The following is a 2,409-nucleotide window of genomic DNA, read 5'->3' as shown; positions in this document are numbered from 1 at the left end:
GTAGTATCATTCGTGAATAGCGAGATAGCGAAGTAAAACCAGAGGTACATATTCCTCTGGTTGATTTAAAATAAAGTCTGATAAAATTATAATATCAAGATCTAAATCATAAAAAATAAAGGGGAATACATATTAGTATAGATAATATGTATTCCCCTTTTACTTCTTATTCACCAAATGAACCCGATTGTTGAGTAACATTTTACATGTATCTACATTTAAAATACAGGTGGGGTAACAGAAAATAAGACGACTGCACTTTGATCAAAATTATTTTCCCATTTATGTTTCAAATATGCTGGTATTTTCACACTATCACCAGTTTCTAATACATATTCTTCTTCCTCTAAATATACCTTAATCTTTCCTTCTAAAATAAATGCTACTTCTTCTCCTTTATGTTCTAGAGGATTTTCTGACGAAGAAGTATTCGGAGGCAGATTCATAATCGCTGTTGCTAAATTCCCTGTAAAATCAGGTGACAATAACTCATAAGACAAATTATCAATAATCATTTTTTTTCGTTTACTAGATCTGACTATCAAATCATCCGTTTTTGTTTCTTCAAGTAAAAAACTAAAAGTTGGAACATCCAGAGCTTTAGCTAAGACCTTCAGTGTTTGAATAGAAGGATTAGCTGACCCTCTCTCAATTTGACTTAACATTGAAGGGGTAATTTCAGCTAATTTTGCTAACTCTCTACTATTTAATCCCTTAATTTTTCTATATTTTTCAATCTTCTTTCCGATGTCTATATTTTCCATAACTCATACTCCTTAATAAAAAATATTTAATTTGATTTAAATAAATTAAATTAAAATTAACATAAAGATAATTGTGTGTTAAACTGTATTAAAATTTATTTAATTATAATTTATTATGAAACTTGCTACAAGAAAATGAGGAGGATTGGACCAATGAAGGGGATTGAAAATGAAAATATACAAGAGTGGAAGGATAAATACCCGTTACTAGACAGGCTTATTTCGATGGAAGAAGTATTTTGGGTTAATCCTAATATCGAAAAGTTTGAAGTAGGAATGAAAAGTTCTCCTCTTACTCAAGAGGACGTAAAGGATGCAGAGGAAAGGTTAAAACGTTTTGCGCCATATATCGCGAAAGTGTTCCCTGAAACAAAAGGAACAAACGGCATTATAGAATCTCCTTTAGTGAGAGTGCCTTCTATGAAACGTTCTTTAGAACAGAATTATGAGCAACCTATATTAGGAGAATTATTATTAAAATGTGATAGCCACCTTCCAATATCGGGATCGATTAAAGCAAGAGGAGGAATTTATGAAGTTCTGAAACATGCGGAAAAATTAGCTATTCAGCATCAAATGTTAACGGTGCAAGATGATTATTCAATTTTAGATAGTGATCGTTTTCGAAGCTTTTTCGCAGAGTATTCCATTGCGGTAGGATCAACTGGGAATTTAGGACTTAGTATAGGCATCATGAGTGCAAAGTTAGGGTTTAATGTGACTGTTCATATGTCGGCTGATGCAAAACAATGGAAAAAGGATTTGCTAAGAAGTAAAAATGTAACCGTGATTGAATATGAAGCGGATTATAGTAAAGCGGTAGAAGAAGGGCGTCTGCAAGCAAATGCAGATCCTAGCTGCTATTTTGTCGATGATGAAAATTCTCATGATTTGTTTTTAGGATACTCTGTGGCAGCATCTCGTTTACAAAAACAACTAGAAGAGTTAGAAATCACAGTAGATGAAGATCATCCTTTATTCGTTTACCTTCCATGCGGGGTAGGTGGTGGGCCTGGAGGAGTAGCATTTGGTTTAAAGCTATTATATAAAGACAATGTCCATTGCTTCTTTGCAGAGCCTACTCATTCTCCATGTATGTTACTTGGCCTAATGACTGGGCTTCATGATAAAATTGCTGTCCAAGATATTGGTATTGATAATGTGACAGACGCGGATGGACTTGCTGTAGGGAGACCGTCTGGATTTGTAGGGAAAACGATGGAACCTTTTTTAAGTGGGAATTACACAGTTAGCGACGAGCAGTTGTATAAGCTGTTAAAGGAACTTGCTGATGCAGAGAAGATTTATTTAGAACCTTCTGCACTAGCAGGTATGATCGGACCAATGAAATTATGTAAAGAGGGCAAAGAATATTTACAGAAGTATAATGTAACGGAAAAAATGAATAAAGGTACACACATCGTTTGGGGAACTGGTGGTAGCATGGTTCCTAAAGAAGTGATGATGCAATATTATCAAAAGGGATTAAATTTAGCGCTAGAAGAAGAGAAGTAATGTAAGATGAGGCATGAAGCCTCATCTTTTTAATTTAAACACGATTACTAACCTTTGAGAAGGAGTAGATGGAAATCGGTATATATACATCAATTAAAAACCAACATATTTTAGGTGGGAGAGAGCATCT

At 34.2% G+C, this 2,409-nt stretch carries 2 protein-coding genes; one reads left to right on the top strand and one right to left on the bottom strand.

Annotated features, from left to right (window positions below):
* Positions 1-218 precede the first annotated feature (218 nt).
* A complete protein-coding gene (locus V7183_RS14640) occupies positions 219-764 on the bottom strand; it encodes a helix-turn-helix domain-containing protein (protein WP_335359979.1) in 546 nt (181 codons plus the stop codon).
* Positions 765-917: 153 nt separating this feature from the next.
* Between V7183_RS14640 and V7183_RS14635 the strand changes: the two genes are divergently transcribed.
* Positions 918-2,279: a D-serine ammonia-lyase gene (locus V7183_RS14635; protein WP_335359978.1), complete on the top strand. Its 1,362-nt coding sequence runs from the start codon at positions 918-920 to the stop codon at positions 2,277-2,279.
* Positions 2,280-2,409 lie beyond the last annotated feature (130 nt).

It is taken from the genome of Bacillus sp. JJ1127, from assembly GCF_036965845.1.
Classification (GTDB): domain Bacteria; phylum Bacillota; class Bacilli; order Bacillales; family Bacillaceae_G; genus Bacillus_A.
This window is presented reverse-complemented; position numbering and strand designations above follow the sequence as displayed.